Annotated in this window: 16 protein-coding genes; 13 read left to right on the forward strand and 3 right to left on the reverse strand. The window is 72.3% G+C overall.

Annotated elements, in window-relative coordinates:
• Nucleotides 1-29: 29 nt before the first annotated feature.
• From ACFQ7Q_RS25600 to ACFQ7Q_RS25630, 7 genes are all read left to right on the forward strand, one after another.
• Nucleotides 30-1,133, forward strand: a complete 1,104-nt coding sequence (locus ACFQ7Q_RS25600; RefSeq protein ID WP_383559078.1) for a GNAT family N-acetyltransferase — start codon at nucleotides 30-32, stop codon at nucleotides 1,131-1,133.
• 75 nt (nucleotides 1,134-1,208) lie between these two features.
• The gene (locus tag ACFQ7Q_RS25605; protein WP_383559079.1) at nucleotides 1,209-2,501 is read left to right on the forward strand and encodes a glycosyltransferase; all 1,293 of its coding nucleotides are present in this window, start codon (nucleotides 1,209-1,211) and stop codon (nucleotides 2,499-2,501) included.
• A complete protein-coding gene (locus tag ACFQ7Q_RS25610) occupies nucleotides 2,498-3,304 on the forward strand; it encodes a polysaccharide deacetylase family protein (protein WP_383559080.1) in 807 nt (268 codons plus the stop codon). Before ACFQ7Q_RS25605 ends, ACFQ7Q_RS25610 begins: the two co-directional genes overlap by 4 nt.
• A gap of 117 nt (nucleotides 3,305-3,421) precedes the next feature.
• Nucleotides 3,422-5,305: a hypothetical protein gene (locus tag ACFQ7Q_RS25615; protein ID WP_383559081.1), complete on the forward strand. Its 1,884-nt coding sequence runs from the start codon at nucleotides 3,422-3,424 to the stop codon at nucleotides 5,303-5,305.
• 30 nt (nucleotides 5,306-5,335) lie between these two features.
• Nucleotides 5,336-5,752 carry a hypothetical protein gene (locus tag ACFQ7Q_RS25620; protein ID WP_383559082.1) on the forward strand — a complete coding sequence of 139 codons (417 nt, stop codon included), beginning with the start codon at nucleotides 5,336-5,338 and terminating at the stop codon, nucleotides 5,750-5,752.
• Nucleotides 5,749-6,810, forward strand: coding sequence for a glycoside hydrolase family 26 protein (locus ACFQ7Q_RS25625; protein WP_383559083.1), 1,062 nt, complete (start codon nucleotides 5,749-5,751; stop codon nucleotides 6,808-6,810). Before ACFQ7Q_RS25620 ends, ACFQ7Q_RS25625 begins: the two co-directional genes overlap by 4 nt.
• An 87-nt stretch (nucleotides 6,811-6,897) precedes the next feature.
• The gene (locus ACFQ7Q_RS25630) at nucleotides 6,898-8,322 is read left to right on the forward strand and encodes a hypothetical protein (protein ID WP_383559084.1); all 1,425 of its coding nucleotides are present in this window, start codon (nucleotides 6,898-6,900) and stop codon (nucleotides 8,320-8,322) included.
• A gap of 52 nt (nucleotides 8,323-8,374) precedes the next feature.
• Here the strand turns inward: ACFQ7Q_RS25630 and ACFQ7Q_RS25635 are convergent, their stop codons facing one another.
• From ACFQ7Q_RS25635 to ACFQ7Q_RS25645, 3 genes are all read right to left on the reverse strand, one after another.
• Nucleotides 8,375-10,432: a lipopolysaccharide biosynthesis protein gene (locus tag ACFQ7Q_RS25635; protein WP_383559085.1), complete on the reverse strand. Its 2,058-nt coding sequence runs from the start codon at nucleotides 10,430-10,432 to the stop codon at nucleotides 8,375-8,377.
• Entirely contained in the window at nucleotides 10,425-11,615 is a 1,191-nt protein-coding gene (locus ACFQ7Q_RS25640) for a DegT/DnrJ/EryC1/StrS family aminotransferase (RefSeq protein ID WP_383559101.1), read from the reverse strand. The genes ACFQ7Q_RS25635 and ACFQ7Q_RS25640 overlap by 8 nt, the downstream gene beginning before the upstream one ends.
• 154 nt (nucleotides 11,616-11,769) lie before the next feature.
• The gene (locus tag ACFQ7Q_RS25645; protein ID WP_383559086.1) at nucleotides 11,770-12,687 is read right to left on the reverse strand and encodes an RNA polymerase sigma factor SigF; all 918 of its coding nucleotides are present in this window, start codon (nucleotides 12,685-12,687) and stop codon (nucleotides 11,770-11,772) included.
• A 211-nt stretch (nucleotides 12,688-12,898) separates the two neighbouring features.
• Here ACFQ7Q_RS25645 and ACFQ7Q_RS25650 point away from each other — a divergent pair, with 211 nt between their 5' ends.
• The 6 genes from ACFQ7Q_RS25650 to ACFQ7Q_RS25675 all read left to right on the forward strand — a co-directional run bounded on the left by ACFQ7Q_RS25650 (nucleotide 12,899) and on the right by ACFQ7Q_RS25675 (nucleotide 17,999).
• On the forward strand, nucleotides 12,899-13,267 hold the full coding sequence (locus ACFQ7Q_RS25650) for an STAS domain-containing protein (RefSeq protein WP_383559088.1): 369 nt from the start codon (nucleotides 12,899-12,901) through the stop codon (nucleotides 13,265-13,267).
• Nucleotides 13,268-13,377: 110 nt separating this feature from the next.
• A complete protein-coding gene (locus ACFQ7Q_RS25655) occupies nucleotides 13,378-13,851 on the forward strand; it encodes an ATP-binding protein (protein WP_383559089.1) in 474 nt (157 codons plus the stop codon).
• 143 nt (nucleotides 13,852-13,994) lie between these two features.
• Nucleotides 13,995-14,663, forward strand: a complete 669-nt coding sequence (locus ACFQ7Q_RS25660; RefSeq protein WP_383559090.1) for a peptidase — start codon at nucleotides 13,995-13,997, stop codon at nucleotides 14,661-14,663.
• Nucleotides 14,663-15,532: a hypothetical protein gene (locus ACFQ7Q_RS25665; RefSeq protein WP_383559092.1), complete on the forward strand. Its 870-nt coding sequence runs from the start codon at nucleotides 14,663-14,665 to the stop codon at nucleotides 15,530-15,532. The genes ACFQ7Q_RS25660 and ACFQ7Q_RS25665 overlap by 1 nt, the downstream gene beginning before the upstream one ends.
• The gene (locus ACFQ7Q_RS25670) at nucleotides 15,529-16,677 is read left to right on the forward strand and encodes a hypothetical protein (RefSeq protein WP_383559094.1); all 1,149 of its coding nucleotides are present in this window, start codon (nucleotides 15,529-15,531) and stop codon (nucleotides 16,675-16,677) included. Before ACFQ7Q_RS25665 ends, ACFQ7Q_RS25670 begins: the two co-directional genes overlap by 4 nt.
• A gap of 14 nt (nucleotides 16,678-16,691) precedes the next feature.
• Nucleotides 16,692-17,999, forward strand: coding sequence for a hypothetical protein (locus ACFQ7Q_RS25675; RefSeq protein WP_383559095.1), 1,308 nt, complete (start codon nucleotides 16,692-16,694; stop codon nucleotides 17,997-17,999).
• Nucleotides 18,000-18,117 lie beyond the last annotated feature (118 nt).

An 18,117-nucleotide genomic window follows, 5' to 3' on the forward strand; every position in this document is an offset into this window, starting at 1 on the left:
AAAGTGCTGTCCGCACGCAGGCCGGCCGCATGCGATCTCGTACGCAGGCCGCCGCCAGTCTGAAGATCGTGACACCGGGGGAGCTGACCGCACGCGAGACCGATGCGTGGCGTGAGCTGCGGGGGAAGTCCGGGGCGCCCGACAATCCCTTCATGGGGCCGGAGTTCACCCGGGCCGTCGCCGCCGTGCGGCCCCGGGCGCGGGTGGCCGTGTGGTGGGAGGACGGCGAGCCCGTCGGCTTCTTCCCGTACGAGAAAGGGCCGTTCGGGCATGGCCGGGCCATCGGGCTCGGAGTGTCCGACTGTCAGGGTGCCGTCCTGCGGCCCGGCCTGAGGCCGTCGGCCCGCGCGCTGCTGCGCGTCTGCGGTCTCTCCGCCTGGGAGTTCGACAATCTGGAGGCCGCGCAGCCGACGTTCGAGGGGGCCGCCGCCGAGGCGCTCGCCTCGCCCGTCATCGACGTCGGAGAGGGCTACGCCGCGTACGAGGCCGTGCTGCGCGCCCAGTCGCCGAAGTTCCTCAAGACCACGCTCGCCAAGGAGCGCAGGCTCGGACGGCAGGCGGGCGCCACCCGGTTCGTCTTCGACGAGCGCGACCCGGAGGCCCTGCGCACCCTCATGGAGTGGAAGTCCGCCCAGTACCGCAGGACCGGCCGCCGCGACCGCTTCGCCAAGGAGTGGATCAACACGTTGGTCCGGCGGCTGCACGAGCTGCGCACGCCCGACTGCTCCGGTGTCCTGTCCGTGCTGTACGCCGGCGACCGGGCCGTCGCCGCGCACTTCGGGCTGCGGTCCCGCACGGTGCTCTCCTGCTGGTTCCCCTCCTACGACCCCGAGTTCGCCAAGTACTCGCCGGGGCTGATCCTGCATCTGCGGATGGCGGAGGCCGCCGCGGCGGCCGGGATCGGGATGCTCGACCTCGGCCGGGGAGCCGCCGAGTACAAGGACGCCCTGAAGACCGGCGAACTGACCGTGTACGAAGGGTCGGTGGTCCGCACGGGGGTGCGCGCCGGGCTCTACTGGCTCTCCCGCGAGCCGTCCCGCCGCGCCCACAGCTTCGTACGGAACCGGCCGGCGCTCGCCGCGCGGGGCCGTCGCACCCTCAACCGGCTCGCCCGTCTGCGGCCCGGTGGATAGCCGGCGGCCGTAGGCCGCCGAGCAGGCCCACACCGCTCCGTCGAGCCGTCCGCCCATCTCCGCGGGGGAACAGGAATGAACCGCATGCAGGCCCTCTCCGTCGCCGACCTCGATCTCGGCTCGCCCGACGGCCCCGTCCTCTCCTTCCGGCCCGCCCCCGGCGGCCCGCCCGCCGTCGCCGGTGACGTCTACGCGCTCGTGCGGCTCCGCGGCCGGCCCGCCGCCACCGTGCTCGGGCACGTGCCCGAAGGCGCCGACGCCGCCGAGGTGCTGGCCGCGCTCGCCCGGCCCCGGCTCGCCCGCCACGAGGACGAACCGAGAGAGCCCGAAGCGCCCGGAGCCGTACCGCCGCGCACCACCGTCGTCGTCGCCACCCGCGAGCGCGCCGACCGGCTCGCCCGTGCCCTCGACTCCCTCCTCGACCAGGACCATCCCGACCACGAGCTCCTCGTCGTGGACAACGCGCCCACCACCCGGGAGACCGAGGAGCTCGTCACCCGGAAGTACGCCGACCGCGTCCGGTACGTCCGCGAGGACACGCCCGGACTCGCCGTCGCCCACAACACCGGCCTCGCCCACGCCCGCGGGGAGATCGTCGCCTTCACCGACGACGACGTCGTCGCCGATCCGCACTGGCTGACCGCCCTGACCGCGCCCTTCGCGGCCGACCCGCGACTCGGCTGCGTCACCGGCCTCATCCTGCCCGCCAGGCTGCGCACCCCGGCCCAGATCCTCCTCGAATCCCACGGCGGCTTCGCCAAGGGCTTCGCGCCCCGGCTGTACGACCCGCTGCGCCCGCCCGCCGACGAGCCGCTCTTCCCGTTCACCGCGGGCAGCTTCGGCTCCGGCGCCAACATGGCCTTCCGGGCCCGGGCACTGGAGGCCGTCGGCGGCTTCGACCCGGCCACCGGCACTGGCACGGCCGCCCGTGGCGGGGACGACCTGTACGCCTTCGTCGCCGTCCTCGCTGCCGGGTTCCGGCTCCGCTACACCGCCGAGGCCCTGGTGTGGCACCACCACCGCGAGACCTGGCAGGACCTGCGGAACCAGGCGTACGGCTACGGCGCCGGCCTCACCGCGTACCTCACCGCCACCCTCGTACGCAGGCCGTCGCTGCTGCCCGCGCTCCTCGCCCGGCTGCCCCGCGGGCTGGTGTACGCGAAGAACATGACCGCCCACCGAGAAGTCGCCGACGCCCACGCCGTCCCCGGGGAACACGGAGTCCCGGGGGAGCACGCCGTCCCCGGCGAGCACGGCGTCCCCACCCATCCCTGGCCTCGCAGCCTCTCCCGACTGGAGCGACGCGGAATGATCTACGGACCGATCGGCTATGCCAAGGCCCGTCTCCGGATGCGAGGCGCGAGATGAGCGCGCCCGCCCACACCCGGATCCCCGTCCTGCTCTACCACGCGGTCATGGACGACCCGCCCGCGTGGATCGCCGAATTCACCGTCACACCGCAGGAGTTCGGGGCGCAGCTCGACGCGATCGTCGCCAGCGGACGCACCCCCGTCACCGTCGGAACGCTCGCCGACCACTTCGCCCGCCGCGCCCCGCTGCCGCCCCGGCCCGTCGTCCTCACCTTCGACGACGGCTTCGCCGATCTGCCGGGACCGACCGCCGAGGCGCTCGCCGCCCGTGACCTGCCCGCCACCGCGTATCTGACCACCGGGGCGATCACCCCGGGCCGGGCGTGTCTGCTGCCGCCCGCGCCGATGATGACGCTGGCCCAGGCACCGCGCCTTGAGGAGTACGGGATGGAGGTCGGCGGCCACACGGTCACGCACCCGCAGCTCGACACCCTGGGGCCGGGGGACCTCCGGCGCGAGCTGCGCGAGTCCAAGGCCGTCCTGGAGGACGTGCTCGGGCACGAGGTCCGCCATCTGGCCTACCCGCACGGTTACAACAGCCCGGCCGTGCGCCGTGCCGCCGTCGCCGCCGGATACGTCTCGGCCGTCGCCGTGCGGCATGCCCTCAGCTCGGAGTCCGACGAGCGGTACCGGATAGCCCGGCTGATCCTGCGCCGCGGCCACACCGTCGCCGACATCGAGAACTGGATGGAGGGGCGCGGAGCCAAGGCGGCGCCCTATCCGGACTCGCTGCCGACGGTGGGCTGGCGGATGTACCGCAGGGCCCGCGCGCTGCTCAGGGGACCGGATTTCGCGGGCTGATTGTGATCGTCAATTCCCTTATGTGGCAAGGGAGTTGAATACGCGTACAAAGGCGAAGTCCGTTCCTATACTTCGCTGAAGGGGACAGTTCGTGGGGTTCGTGGGGGGAGTGTCACCGTGCAGCAACGTGTGTCCGCACCGGCCGCCGGAAGCAGCGTGCCGTCGCCTCCCGACGCCCGCCGGCCCGATGCGGAGCCGGCCCGTTCGCGCTCCCTCCCGGGCCCGCAGACCGTCTTCAGCGTGCTGCCGCTGCTCGTGGCCGCCGCGCTCTGGCTGTACGCGCTGCCCCGGATCGGCTTCCGCGACATCGCCGACTACGGGCTCCTCGACCGGTTCCCGCTCGCGTACTACGCCTGTCTCTCCGTCCTGACCTGCGGCTTCCTGGTCACGCTCCGGCGGGCCGGGACCGCGCCGTGGTGGCCGGCGACCTACAGCGTCGCCATGCTCGTGGCGCTCAAGGCGCCGCCGGCGGTCCTCTACGACTCCGTGCGCTACGCCTGGGCGTCCAAGCACGACGCCGTGATCAGTCGGCTGCTCGTCGAGGGCACGGTGCATCCGCAGCGCGAGCTGTCCGGCGGCATGTCGGCGTACGACCAGTGGCCCGGCTTCTTCTCGCTCGACGCGGCGCTCGTACGGGCCTTCGGCGTGGACTCGGCGGCCTCGTTCATCAACTGGGCACCGGTCGCCCTCGGCCTGCTCACCCTCCCCGTCCTGCTGCTGATCTACCGCACCTTCAGCGACGACTGGCGGCTGGTGTGGACCGGGGTGTGGATCTTCCAGCTGGCCAACTGGGTCGGCCAGGACTACCTCTCCCCGCAGGGCTTCTCGTATCTGCTCTATCTGACCGTCTTCGCCGTCGTCGTCCGGCACTTCGTCCGGCCCGGCTCGGCGGGACGGCTGCGCGAGCGCACCACGCTCGACCCGGCCGCCGCCGCCGTCCCGCCGCCCACCACGCTCAAGCAGCGCGCGATCTGCGTCCTGATCATCGCCCCGCTCATCGCGACCATCAACGCCTCGCACCAGCTCACCCCGGTGATGCTCTGCGCCACCCTGTTCGCGCTCTGTCTCACCCGCCGCTACCGCAACATCGGGCTGCTCGTCGTCACCGGCCTCATCATGCTGGCCTGGGACCTGACCATGGGCCGTGTGCTCTTCCTGGAGACCATGAGCACCCTCAAGGACTCGGCCGGAGACCTGCTCTCCAACTCCCGCGCCGGATACGCGGGGGAGCCCACCGGACCCGGCCCCGAACTGGTCGGCACCGCCAACATCCTGATGGTGCTCGCGCTCGCCGCACTCGCCGGCACGGCCGTCCTGCTGCGCCGCAGACTCGTCCGCAGCGCCCTGCCGCTGCTGCTCGCCGCCGCCGCACCCGTGCCCATGTTCGCCGTCAACGACTACGGCGGCGAAATGCTCTTCCGCGTCTATCTCTTCGGGCTGCCCGGCACCGCGTTCTTCGCCGCCGCCGCCCTCGTCCCGGCGGCGGGCGCCGTCGGCAGGAAGGCCGTGGTCGCACGTCGTACCGCCGCCGTGGCGCTGCCGCTCGCCGTCATCGCCCTGCTGGCGGGCTTCCTCCCCTCCTACTACGGCAAGGAGGGGATGCACTACGCCCCGCCGGCCGAGCTCGCGCTCACCCGGCGCGCCTACGACCGGGCGCCGGACGGCGCGCTGATCCTCGCCACCACCGGCTCCTTCCCGGGCGCCTACTACCGCTACGACCACTACGAGCGCTGGTTCTTCACCGAGCAGGAAGTGCCGGAGAACCTGAAGATGCTGAAGGACCCGGCCGGTTATCTCGCCCGGGGCATCCCCGAGGGCCGCCCCGCTTTCGTCGTCCTCACCCCGACCCAGGAGAAGGCCGTCATCGGCGAGGGCTATCTGCCGCCCGGCAGCTTCCGGACCCTGCGCGAGGACCTCAAGCGCTCCCCGCTCTTCCATGTCGTGGAGGAGAGCGAGCACGGGCTCGTCCTGGAGTACCGGCCGCCGTCCACCGCTTCCTGACCGACCGCACCCGAGCACCAGGAGTACGCCATGGTCCACGCCCACCTCCAGCTCAGAGTGGCCCTGGCGGCCTCCGGGTGGCTCGCGCTCGGTGCGACCGCGCTGCCGGGCGGCTCCCCGCTGCGCTGGATCCCCGTCCTCGCCTTCGTGGCCCTCGCGCCCGGCCTCGCGCTGCTGCACCCGCAGCCGGGCGGACTGCGACCGGGGGCCCGGCTCGAGGCGCTGGCGCTCGCCGCGCCCGTCAGCCTTTCGCTCGCCACGCTCGCCGCGACCTCGCTCTTCCTGGTCGAGGCGTTCTCCACGACGGCGTTCCTGGTCGCCCTCGCGGCCTTCGTGACCGTCGTCGCCGCTCTGCCCGGCGTGCCGCTGCCGGCCGCCACGCGCGGCGCGGCCGAGCGTGAGAGCAGCCGCGCCCGGGCCAAACGAAAGCCCGGTGGCGGGCGATGAGCGGACGCCATGCCGAGCCGCAGCGACGGGCCCACACCGCGATCGCCCTCGCCGCCGTCGCCGCGCTCGCCGCCGGGATAGGCGTCTGGGCCACCAAGGCCGACGGCGACGACCGCTGCACCCCCGACGCCGACCTGGTCCTGCCCTGCGGAGCCTGGTGGGGCGCCTACATCCCGTACGACAGCGACAGCTCGCTCACCCGGCCCGTATACGCCTTCGAGAAGAAGATCGGGCGCAAGCTCGACCTCGTCTACACGTACCACGACATGTCGGGGAACCCGGTCGACGGCGAACTCCTCACCCCCGACGAGCAGGAGCTGGGCCGGGAACGGCTGCTGATGCTGGCCTGGGAGTCCACCGTCTGGAAGGAGAAGCACCACGCCAACTGGAGCGAGAAACAGCTCGGTTGGAAGAACATCGCCTCCGGGATGTACGACGAGTCGATCATCGACCCGCAGGCGCGGCGCATCAAGGCGTACGGCAAGCGGGTCTTCTTCTCCTTCGACCAGGAGACCGACTTCCGCATCAAGGAGGGCGCGGGGACCCCGGCCGAGTACGTCGCCGCCTACCGCCATCTGCGCGACCGCTTCGAGAGACTGGGCGTGCGCAACGTGGTGTGGGTCTGGACCGTCTCCGGCTATCTCGACCACAAGGAGCAGATGAAGGCGCTCTACCCCGGGGACGCGTACGTCGACTGGATCGGCATGGACCAGTACAACTACTACCAGTGCCACAAGTCGCCCGACTGGCTCGACTTCGAGGCCAGTCAGCGGCCGAGCTACGAGTGGCTGCGCGAGAACATCTCCGCGAACAAGCCCGTCATGCTGTCGGAGTTCGCGACCGCACCCGATCCGCGCCGGCCCGAGCGTCAGCGCGAGTGGTACGAGAAGATCCCCGAGGTGGTCCCGAAGCTGCCGAAGGTCCGGGCGTACGTCCACTGGAACCGGGCCGTGCCGGGGCCCGGCTGTGATCTCACCGTCAACTCCGGCCCCGCGCTCGAGGGATACAGGACTGCGGGCCTTGATCCGTACTTCAGGCAGCGCGTTCCACGCCATTAGCGGAGCCTATGCTTCTGCCTGGTGATCACGCGGATCGATCCGTCGCGTCACCCCATTCATGCGTAACAGGCGGAAAGCAACGGGGACATGAACAAGTACACAGTGATGGCGGCAGGACTCGTCCTGTCGCTCGGGCTCGTCGCGGGCTGCGGCTCCTCCGACGGCGCGGAAGCCGGCAAGGCGCCGGAGAAGGGCGCCTCGGACGCGCCCAAGGACGCCCCGAAGGCCGGCGGCCCGGTCTACAGCGGCCCCGCGATACCCGGCCTGGCGGACAAGCAGGCGTGGAGCCTGCCGCGCGCCGACGCCATCGACCTCGGCGACACCTTCCTCTTCGTCAAGACCGGCGCGGGCGAGTACGCATCGGGCGGGGGCTCCAAGGACGACCCGCTCGACGGCACGACGGGCCTCCTCCACTCCACCGATCAACCGGGCCCCGTCGAGCTGGAGTTCCGCGATGTGAAGACCGGAGCCGTACGGAAGACCCTCAAGGTGACGACCGAGCGCGTCGCCGCCACGACCTGGCGCGACGGCGTGCCGGCGTTCGAGGTCCGCAGCAGCAGCACGACGGAGTCCGACGGGCTGAGCGCGGAGGGCACCACCACCACGATCACCGTCTACGGAAGCGACGGCGCCGAGCTGGGCAAGGCCGAGCACGAGGGCGACACCCCCTTCCACGTCCACGAGGGCCACCTGATCGAGCAGGCGGACCAGGCGACGCTCCAGCTCACCCCGATCGGCGGCGGGCAACCCCGCAAGGTCACCTGCGGCGGGCTCCAGGCGAGCTGCTCGTTCGACCCCCGTAACAAGGACATCGACGGCGGCTCGGGCCACGCCCCGCTGATCACCGGGAAGTACACCTTCCACGTGAACAACGGATCCACGTACGAGACGGATCCGGAAGAGCTCGTGATGTCCGACCTCGCCACCGGCAAGAAGGTCTGGAGCAGCGCGGACGTCACCCCGCCCAAGGGCGTGGAGCTCGACGACAAGGGCGTGCGGACCAGCGGCAGCATCCGCGTCCTCGACGTCCGCGACGGCCGGATCCTCACCGCGTGGGGTGCCGGTGCCTTCCTGACCGACACATGGGTCACGGCGACGTACGACCTGGCGAGCGGCAAGCAGATCGGCGGCTCGACGAGGTACGCCTACGAGGACTTCCCCGGCGACACGATCAACACCGAGGGTTCGTCGGTCTTCTCCCCCGACCACCAGCTCGCGGCGGCGGCCACCGAGCGTGGCTCCACCGTGTGGCAGCTCGCGGACGGCACGGAGGTCTGGGCGCAGAAGGAGGGCGAGAAGGCGATGACGCCGCTGCGCTTCTCCCCGAACGGCGCTGTGCTGTACGGCACGACGGAGGAGAGCGATGACACCGTGCTGGCGGTCGACGCCCGCACGAAGAAGGTGCTCGTGAAGGACCTGCCCGAGGACAACGTCCCGCTCTCCGCCAGGCAGTCCGGCTACGGCTACGTCAGCACCGACGCCGGCTTCTTCGTGTTCCCCGCGGCCGGCTAGCCGAACCGGCAGCCCCGGGGCCCGGTCGGCTCCGGGGCGGTGCGGCTCGCGGTCATCGGCGCCTGAGCCCGCGTCCCGCGACCGCCGCCATGGTGGCCCCGCACAGCCCCAGCAGGACGGGCAGCGGGGCCGCCGCGAAGGCATGCTGGCCCGCCCAGCCCGCCCAGACCAGCACCCAGACCGCGCAGACCGTGGTCCGCCCCCCGGTGCCGAGGACCCGCAGCAGCACCGCCACGAGCAGCAGGCACAGCCCCTGGGCCGCGATCGGCAGCACCGGCAGTGCGGGGTCCGGGACCAGACCCGCGCCAGGACCCGTCGCCGGGTCCGGGTGGATGCCGAGCAGCGGCGGCGCGGTGTGCAGGGCGAGGAAGGTGGCGAGCAGGATCGTCGCGGCGAGCAGCGGTCGGATCCGGCGCAGAGACACCACGGCCACGTGCAGCACGATCAGCAGGATGCCGGCCGTGAGCGTGACCGGGGGCAGCGCGCTGATGAGCCGCGTACCGGACAGCTGGTCCAGGCCCAGGCCGCCCGCGCGGGCGAGCGGGATCCAGAAGAGGCCGGTGGCAAGGCCGAGGAGCAGCCACAGCCAGGTCGCCGGCCCGTCGTCCCCCGATGCCCCGGGGTCGGCAGCGCGCTCCGGCTCGCGCTCCGGACGCGGTACGTACACCGGCAGCCCGAAGGCCGGCGTGACGGTGTCCGCCGCAGCGCCCCCGCGCGTCCACTCCGCCGCGTAGCCGCCCTGTTCGGCGGCGCGCCGGGCCCAGTTGGTGCCGTACTCGACCTCCTTGCGCCCACCCTTCAGCGCGGACCGCAGGCCGGGCGCGGAGGCCGCCGCCATCAGCGTCATCGACCCGAGCATGGCGAGTCCGGCGCCGGAGATCCCGATCGGGCCGAGCAACAGGGCCGCGCTGCCGAGGACGAGGACGCACATCGCGCCCTGGAGGACGGCGAGCGCGCCGGTACGCCCCTGGACGCGCAGTACGCCGATGTACAGCTCGACGGCGACGCGGGGGAGCGCGGCGGCGGCGAGGAGCCGCAGCACCATCGTCCCGTGGTCGGCGTAGTCCGCGCCGAACGGGGAGAGGATCTGCGGGGCGAAGACGACGAGCACGAGGACGACGGGGACGAGCAGCAGCGCCATGCGCCGCAGCGCGCCGCGGACGCCCTCGGCGAGCGACTCCGGGCTGTGCGAGGCGTGCGCGGTGAGCGAGGAGGCCATGTTGATGGCCATGAACTCCATCGTGCCGCCGACGGTGTACGCGGTGTAGAAGAACGCGTTGTGGGCGGCGTCGAAACGGACGGCGACCATCACCGGCAGCAGGTTGATCATGGCGAGGCTGAACAGCGCGCCGACGGAGTCCCCGGCCATGAAGCGGCCGATCTCGCGCATGGCGGGCGGCTCGCGGTCGCGGTCGGCTCGGGCCTGCCGGGGGATGAGCCGGCGGAAGACGAGCCAGCCGAGCGGGACGACGGAGAGGGCGATCGCCGCCGACCAGGAGACGAAGACGCCGAGGACCGGCATGGTCGTGGCGAAGGCGACGAGCAGCAGCAGTTTGCCGATGGAGAAGCCGGCGTTGCCGACGGGCACCCAGAAGGCGCGCCTGAGTCCGGTGAGGACCCCGTCCTGGAGGGTGAGCAGCGCCCATCCGACGCAGGAGGCCGTGAAGAAGAGCCCGGCGGAGAGCGTGCCCAGCGGCGCGTACGAGGGGCCCCACCAGTCGATGGTGAGGAGGAAGGCCCCGCAGGCCAGCGCGACGACGACCGAGCTGACGAGATAGATCCTGCGGACCAGGAGGCCGGTGGTCCGGCCGGCCCGGGGCACATAGCGGACGACGGCGCCGATCATCGTGGTCGCGGTGATCGAGGCGAGCAGCCGCTGTGCGGCGATGGCGGCGGAGCCCTGCCCGACGGCCTCCTCGGTGTAGTAGCGGGCGGCGACCAGCCAGAAGCCGAGCCCGAGTGCCGCCGAGACGCCCGTGGACAGCATGAGGGCGTACGCGTTGCGGAACATGGAGTCCCCGCCGGAGCCGGTCTCGGGCGCGTCGGCCTCCGACGGCCCCTGGTCCCGTTCCTCCTCATCCGGCTTGTGCAGCCGGACCGCCTCAGCCACGGTCGCCGCGCCACGGCCGCGCGTCGTCCGGTGCGTGGGGGCCGGCCGGGGGCCGTACAGGCCGGACGCCCGCCGTGCGCAGCACCTCGATCACCTCCCCCGCCCGCCGCGGGTCCACCGGCAGGGCGTGGCGGGCGAACCAGGCGGCCGGCTCCGGGGCGGGGGAGGGGTCGGTGAACACCTCGCCCGCGTAGGTGTCGAGCGGCGGGTCGTAGAGATAGCCGGTGACGATCCGGCGGCGGGCGAGCGCGGCGATGGCCGCGTCCCGGTCCTCGACGAGCAGCGGGACCCGGAAGAGCGGCTGGACCGTGCCCGGGTCCGTGCCCGCGCCCCACTCGCAGGCAAGGAGACGCTCCGTACCGGCCCGGTGGGCGGCGAGGGTGGTGTCGAGGCGGTCCAGGAGCCGTCCGGTGCGGCGCAGCCGGCCGGGCCCCGGGCCGAGGCGGTAGTCGTGCATGTCGACGCGGACCCAGGAGTGGAAGGGTGCGAGCCCCGGCGCGGCGGCGAGGGCCTGTTTCAACTCGCCGGCCCGCAGCGGCATCCGGATCTCCTCGCGCTCCTGCCGCCCGAGCAGCCGGAGCGTGGCGTGCGCGGCCTTGACCAGGCGAAGTCCGCGGACGGCCGCCTCGGCGTACGGCCGTACGAGGTAGGCGAGTTCGGCGGTCGTACGGGACGGGTGCAGCAACTCGTCACGTGCGGCGGTCAGTTCCGCGCGCAGGGTCGGGTCCGCGAGGGCGAGGAAGCCGCCCGTCTTGGCTCCGGTGTGCTTGGAGAGGCTGAACACCGACGCCTCACCCCAGGTGCCGACCGGCCGGCCGCCGACCTCCGAGCCGATGGCGTGGGCGGCGTCCTCCAGGAGCGGGATCCCCAACGTGTCGCACCGGGCGCGCAGTTCGGGCGCAGGGTCGGGATTCCCGTACAGATTGGTGGTCAGGACGGCGGAGAGCCCGCGCCATACGGAATCAGGCACGGCGGCCGTGTCGATCGAGCCGTCGCGCGGGTCGAGCGGCGCCTGGACGGGGCGCAGTCCTGCGGCGAGGACCACGAAGAAGATGACGTCGTCGTTGACCGGGGACATCAGCACGCGTCCGCCGGGTCTGCACCAGTGGCGCAGCGCCAGATAGAGACCGAAGCGGCACGACGGCACATGGAGGCACTCTCTGCCCCCGAGCCTGTCACGCATCCGCTCTTCCAGTTCCGCGTACGCAGAAACCATGCGATTCCCCCCTGAACCCCGGGCTCAATGTGTCCCATTCCGGGTGTTCCGTCAATAACGCGGAAGGGCCCGTCCGGTGAAGAACAGGCCCTTTCCACACGTCACTTGGGGAGCGCGCAGGTCACTCCTCCAGGGTCAGCCCCTTGCGCAGCCTGCCCAGCGTCCGGGAGAGCAGCCGGGAGACGTGCATCTGGGAGATGCCCAACTCCTCGCCGATCTCCGACTGGGTCATGCCGGCGACGAAGCGGAGGGAGAGGATGCGCCGGTCGCGGGGTGGCAGCGAGGCGATCATCGGCTTGAGGGACTCGACGTACTCGATGCCCTCGATGCCGTGGTCCTCGTAGCCGATCCGGTCGGCGAGCGCGCCCTCGCCGTCGTCCTCGTCGGGCTGGGCGTCCAGCGAGCTCGCGGTGTACGCGTTGCTGGCGGCCATGCCCTCGACGACCTCGTCGCGGCTCAGGTCGAGCTCCTCGGCGAGTTCGCCGACGGTCGGTGCGCGGTCGAGCCGCTGGGACAGCTCGTCACCGGCCTTGGCGAGGTCGAGGCGGAGTTCCTGGAGCCTGCGCGGGACGCGCACGGACCACGAGGTGTCGCGGAAGAAACGCTTGATCTCGCCGACGATGGTCGGCATCGCGAAGGTGGGGAACTCGACGCCGCGGGCCAGTTCGAAGCGGTCGATGGCCTTGATGAGACCGATCGTGCCGACCTGGATGATGTCCTCCATGGGCTCGCTGCGGGAGCGGAACCGGGAGGCGGCGAACTTGACCAGGGCGAGGTTGAGCTCGACCAGGGTGTTGCGGACGTACGCGTACTCGTGCGTGCCCTCTTCGAGAGCGTCGAGCCGGGCGAACAGCGTCTTCGAGAGCGCCCGGGCGTCGATCGGGTCGACCTTGTCGAAGGGCCCGATCTCGGGCAGATCCTCGGTCAGGTCGCCGTGAAACTGCTGGGGAAGGCTGAGGGTGGGGGGCGGAGTTGTTTCTGCCGACGGCGCGTCGGGGGTACGCGTGGCGTCGAGCCGGGGTGACATGGTCTCCTCCATCGTTTCTTCCTGCTGCGGTTTGCGGCGCCTCCAAAGCCGGTCGTTTCGAATGTCCTTTACTAGCCCTACCTGCTCGACACACTTGGTTGCAAGTGTCAATTGTCGGGTTTGCTCCACTTTGTGGTGGAGTTCATGTGCAAGCCGTGGCACGTCGCTTGTATGGTTCGTGGCACGTCAACCGGCATCCGCGAGAGCGAGAAGAGGCACGGTCATGGACCGCCAGAACATCGGCAGCGCGCAGCCGGGGAGGCTGCGGGTCGAGGTCCGCACCGTGGGGGCGACCGAGATCCTCACCCCGGTGGGTGAGCTCGATCACCACACGGCCGATGTGTTGCGTGCGCCACTCGACCGCGCCCTCGACGCCGGGCGGTCACGGCTCGTCGTCGACTGTTCACGCCTCGACTTCTGCGACTCCACCGGACTCAACGTGCTCCTCGGGGCCCGGCTGAAGGCCGACGCCGCAGGGGGCGGGGTCCATCTGACAGGAATGCGCCCGGCGGTGGCCCGGGTCTTCGAGATCACCGGTGCGGACGTCGTCTTCACCGTGCACGACTCGCTCGCGGCGGCGCTGCCCGACTGAGCGACGGGTGTTGTCGGCAAAAGACCGGGCAGGAGAGCCCCGGTTTCGTCCGTTGTCTGGTGAATCGGTTGATTCCGTTGAGTCGGTTGAATCGGTGAGGTGAAGCGCTGATGGACACTGCTGCAGGTGGCAGGGAGATCGAGGAGTCGGTGGACCCCGTCGTGGGCCCCGTCGACCTCGATGTGCGTACGCTCGCGCTAGGCGCCACCAGCGGTACCGTCCCGCTCGCCCGCGATTTCACGAGGACGGCGCTCTACGACTGGGGCTGGCTCCCGGCCGCCACCGCCGACGCCAGGGCCGCCGCCGAGGACGTCCTGCTGGTCGTCTCCGAGCTGGTCACCAACGCCTGTCTGCATGCCGAGGGCCCCGAGGTGCTGCGCGTGCTGCGTCGCGCCAAGGTGCTGCGCCTCGAAGTCGCCGACCGCGGCGCCGGGCAGCCGGCGCCGCGCACCCCGCACCGGGCCGGGCGGCCCGGCGGGCACGGCATGTTCATCGTGCAGCGGCTCTGTCTGGACTGGGGGATCGAGCGCAGGCCCGGCGCCCCCGGCAAGACGGTCTGGGCCGAACTGGCGGCTCCCGCCTAGTACGTCCGTACGACCGCCGTGGCGCGCCCGGTGAGGGGCGCGCACTTCGGTCTGCCCTTTGTCTTCCCTCTACAACGCCCCAGGCGTACCTTGACGCCCAATCTGATAAGCCGTCAGTAACTTCGCGGTGAGGGGTGCTTGAGGTGCCGTACCGGAGGAGAACAGCTTTCGCGCTGGCAGCGGCGGCGGCGGGCTCGGCGGTGCTGGCCTCCGCCCCCGCCGCGCAGGCCGCCGTCGTCGACGTGGACTACGCCTGTGAGACGAAGATCGGGCCCAAGGGCGCGGTCTCGCCCGTCGACATCAAGGCCGTCAAGAGCGGCAGCGGCTACACGATCACCATGTCCTTCGAGAAGGGCGTGTCCGACAGCCCCATCGAACTGCCCAAAGGTGTCATGACGCCGCGAGCCGAGCTGAAGCTCGGCGGCGCCGACTCGGGCACGATCAAGGTCAAGGGCACGCCGAACACGGCGGCCATCCCGCCCAACACCCCCATCAAGATCGGGCAGTTGACGGGTACGTACACACCGAAGAAGAGCGGCAAGGTCACCTTCACGGCCGGGGTGCTCACCGTCCACGCCCTCGGCATGGACGCGGCCGTCTGTACCCCGAAGAACAACCCCGCGCCGGCGCTGGAGCTCGATGTGACGGCCGCGGGCAGCGGCTCTTCGGGAGAGACGCAGTCCACGAGCGGCGGCGAGCTGCCGAAGACCGGGCCGCTCGACTCCGCGACGGCCTTGGCCACCCTCGGCGGCACGGTGCTGCTGACCGGCGCGGCCGGCGTGCTCTGGCTCACCCGGCGCACGGCACGCTGATGCGGGGGGCGTGGGCCGGTACGGCGACCGCGGTCGCCGCGCTGCTCGGGGCGGTGGCGGCGGCGCCCGCGCCGCCGGGGTGGACGGCGGGCGCGGCCGAAGGGCGGCCGTACGTCTATCTGGAGGGCGCGGCCGGCAGCGTCCTGGAGGACACCCTCTCCCTCACCAATCTGGGCCCGAAGCCGCTCACGGTACGACTCGACGGGCAGGGCACGCCGCTCGCCTTCGCCGCGCGGACGGTGACGGTACCGGCGCGTACCCGGGCGGACGTGCCGTTCGCCGTCACCGTCACGGCGGACACCGTCCCCGGCGAGCACCGGGGAACGGTGAGCGCGGAGGCGGGCGGGCGCGAGGTGCGGGTGCCGGTGCACCTGCGGGTGAGCGGGCCGAGCCTGGCGGCGCTCACCGTCGAGAAGGTACGGCTCGACGGCTCGGGCACCGTGCACTACACCCTGGTCAACCGGGGCAACACGGTGCTCGCCCCGAGCCTGTCCCTCCGCGCCGAGGGCCTCTACGGCACCGTCGTCGACCGCCCTTCGCGTGCCCTGCCGCTCACCCTCGGCCCCGGCGAACGGATCACCCGCAGCGAAGCCTGGCCCGATCCGCCCGCGCTCGACTCGATCACGCTCCACCTGCGGGCCACGGCCCCGGGAGCCCCGGCGGCGAGCGCCCGCGCCGAGCGGGTCTTCGTCTCCGGCGGCGCGATCGCCGGCGGGGCGGGCGTCCTGCTCGTGGTGGCGGGCGCGGCCGTGCTCGCGGCCCGAAGACGCCGCGACCGGGAGCGCCGGGCCGACCCGGCCGCGGAAGGGCCCGGATTCCCGGTGGAGGAACCCCAGTTGGTGGACGCGACGGCAGGAGCGGACCGATGAGTACGAGCGGTACGGAGCGGCTGGGCGTGAGCGCTCTGTTCGCGGCGGGGGCCGGGGCGCCGGGCGCGCGCGCCGCGTCCGTCCCCGGTCGTGGCGCGCGTCGCCGGGCGACGGCGGTCGTGGGGCTGGTCCTCGCCACGCTCGCGCTCGCCCTGCTGCCCGCCGCCCGGGCGTCCGCCGCGCCCGGACCCACCGTCACCCTGTCGCAGACCGAGGGCGGCAAGGGCGGCGAGATCACCGTGAGCGGGGCCGGCTGGAAGCCGGGCGCGCTGCTCATGCTGCTGATGTGCGGTCAGTCCGCGCCCGGCAAGGGCGTCATCGGCGGCACCAACTCGTGCGCCAACACCCTCGGCCGGGCCGCCACCGTCGACGCCAAGGGCGCCTTCAGCCAGAAGCTGCCGGTGGCCGAGCCGCCCAAGCCCTGCCCCTGTGTGGTGCACGTGGCCGGGGTCACCGGACAACAGGACGTCGTGGACGTCGCCTTCACCGTCGCCGGCCATCCGACCGCCCCGCTGCCCGAGGCCACCGGCGACGGCCGGCTGGCCGTCCTCGCCTCCGTACGCCTCGAAGGCTCCAGCGGCGTCCTGGTCTGGTTCGGCGCACCCGCCCGACGCGAGGTCGTCTTCACCGTCGGCAATCTCGGCCAGGCCCCCGTCAAGGACCCCGTCTTCCAGGTCGGCACCGCCCATGGCGTCTTCTCGCCGCAGTACGAGGAACGGCAGTGGCGCGGCACGATCGAGCCCGGCAGAAAGGCCCAGATCAAGCTGCCCGTCGAGCTGTCGGCGGGCGCGCACGGCGACTACGAGGTGTCGGTGAAGTACGCCGGCAAGGTCCTGGTCGACCAGCCGTGGGGGGTCGGCCGGCCCTGGGGCGTGACGCTGTTCTGGCTGCTGCTCGCCGTGGTCGTCCCGGCCGCGCTCTTCCGGATCGGCATGGCGGTCGTGGATCGCGTCCGGCCGGGCGGCGCCGCCGGGTCCCGCTCCGGACACCGCCGTCGCCGCGCCCTTGTCCGTACACCCGAAAGCGGTCCCGCCCCCGAGCGGGACGAAACCACCAGCACGACCACGGTCCTGCCGTGGTTCACCCCGGACTCCGCACCGTCCGCACCGTCAGAGATCAGCCCGACGACGAAGGGACATCAGTGAGCACGCAACGGAGGATGAGCGCGGCGGGAGTCGCGCTGATGCTCGGCGGCGCGGGGATCATGCTGGCCGCCAGCCCCGCTCAGGCCGCCGAGGTCGCGTACAAGACCGAGTGCATTCCGCCGTCCATCTCCGGCCTCCCGCCGGTACAGGGCACGACGAAGGTGCAGATCACGGCACCGGCGGAGGCGAAGGTCGGCGACGAGGTGGAGGTCGTCTGGAAGACGGTCGAGGCCGCGTCCAAGAACCCCGACATCCTCGACCTGGAGAAGGACACGGTGAAGCCGACCGGCGTCATCAAGGTCGGTGGAGCGGCGAGCGGCACGTTGAACATGGAGGGCCCGCGGCAGAACCCGCCGATCCCGAAGAACAGCCCGATGGTGCTGCCGGACATGAAGGGCAAGCTGAAGCTGGAGAAGGCGGGCGAGATCACGCTGACGCCGGACAAGTACAACATCAACGTCTCGAAGCCGATGTCGACGGACACGAAGTGTTCGCCGAAGGAGACCGTGGCGGTCGGGGCGACGATCAAGGTGTCGGGGGGCGGGGGCGGCAGCACGTCGGGCGGTACGACGTCGGGCGGCACCACATCGGGCGGAACGACGTCCGGAGGTACCACCTCGGGAGGCACCACGTCCGGCGGAAGCACCGCATCCGGGGGCACCACCGGAGGGGGCGGCGGGCAGACCGACTTCGCGGGCAAGGAGGTCTCGGTCCAGTTCTCGTGCCAGTCGCCGGGCCCGGCGAACATCACCTCCAAGGTGACCATCAACGCCAAGAAGAACGGCGGGAGCTACGACCTCACGGTCAAGACCGCCAAGGGCGTCATGGACAGTCCCGCCCCGCTTCCCGCCGGGGCCCTCAAGCCCTCCATGGCGATCAAGCTCGGCGGCGCCGACAGCGGCACGGTCAAGGTCGACGGCCCGGCGAACGCCGCGCCGCTGGAGCAGGGCAAGCCGGTCGACCTGCCGGACATGAAGGGCACGTACAAGCCCGGCGCGAGCGGCAAGGCGACGCTCAGCCCCGGCACCCTGACCATCAACGTCTCGCTCGGCGGCTCGCCGATCGTGATCCCCTGCCAGGTCAAGGGCGCCGTCCAGGCCTCGCTGGAGCTCGACACGACCAAGCAGGAGGGCGGTGCGTCGGGCGGCGGTGACGCGGCGTCCGGCGGCGGCTCCGGCTCGGCCGGCTCCGGCGGCGGCCTCGCCGAGACCGGCGCCGAGGACGACGGCGCCCTGCGCGCCCTCGCCCTGGTCGCGGGCACGGTGATCCTGCTCGGCGGCGCGGTCTTCACGTTCACCCCGTGGGCACGCCTGCGGCGCTGACAAGGGGGCGCAGACGGCGGAGGGGGGGCCGCCCCCACCGGGGGGGGGGCCCCCCGGGCCGGGACCCGGGGGGCGGGGGGGGGGCCCCCCCCCCAAACCACGGGCCGCCGCGGGGGAA

The organism is Streptomyces sp. NPDC056527, assembly GCF_042794475.1.
GTDB lineage: Bacteria > Actinomycetota > Actinomycetes > Streptomycetales > Streptomycetaceae > Streptomyces.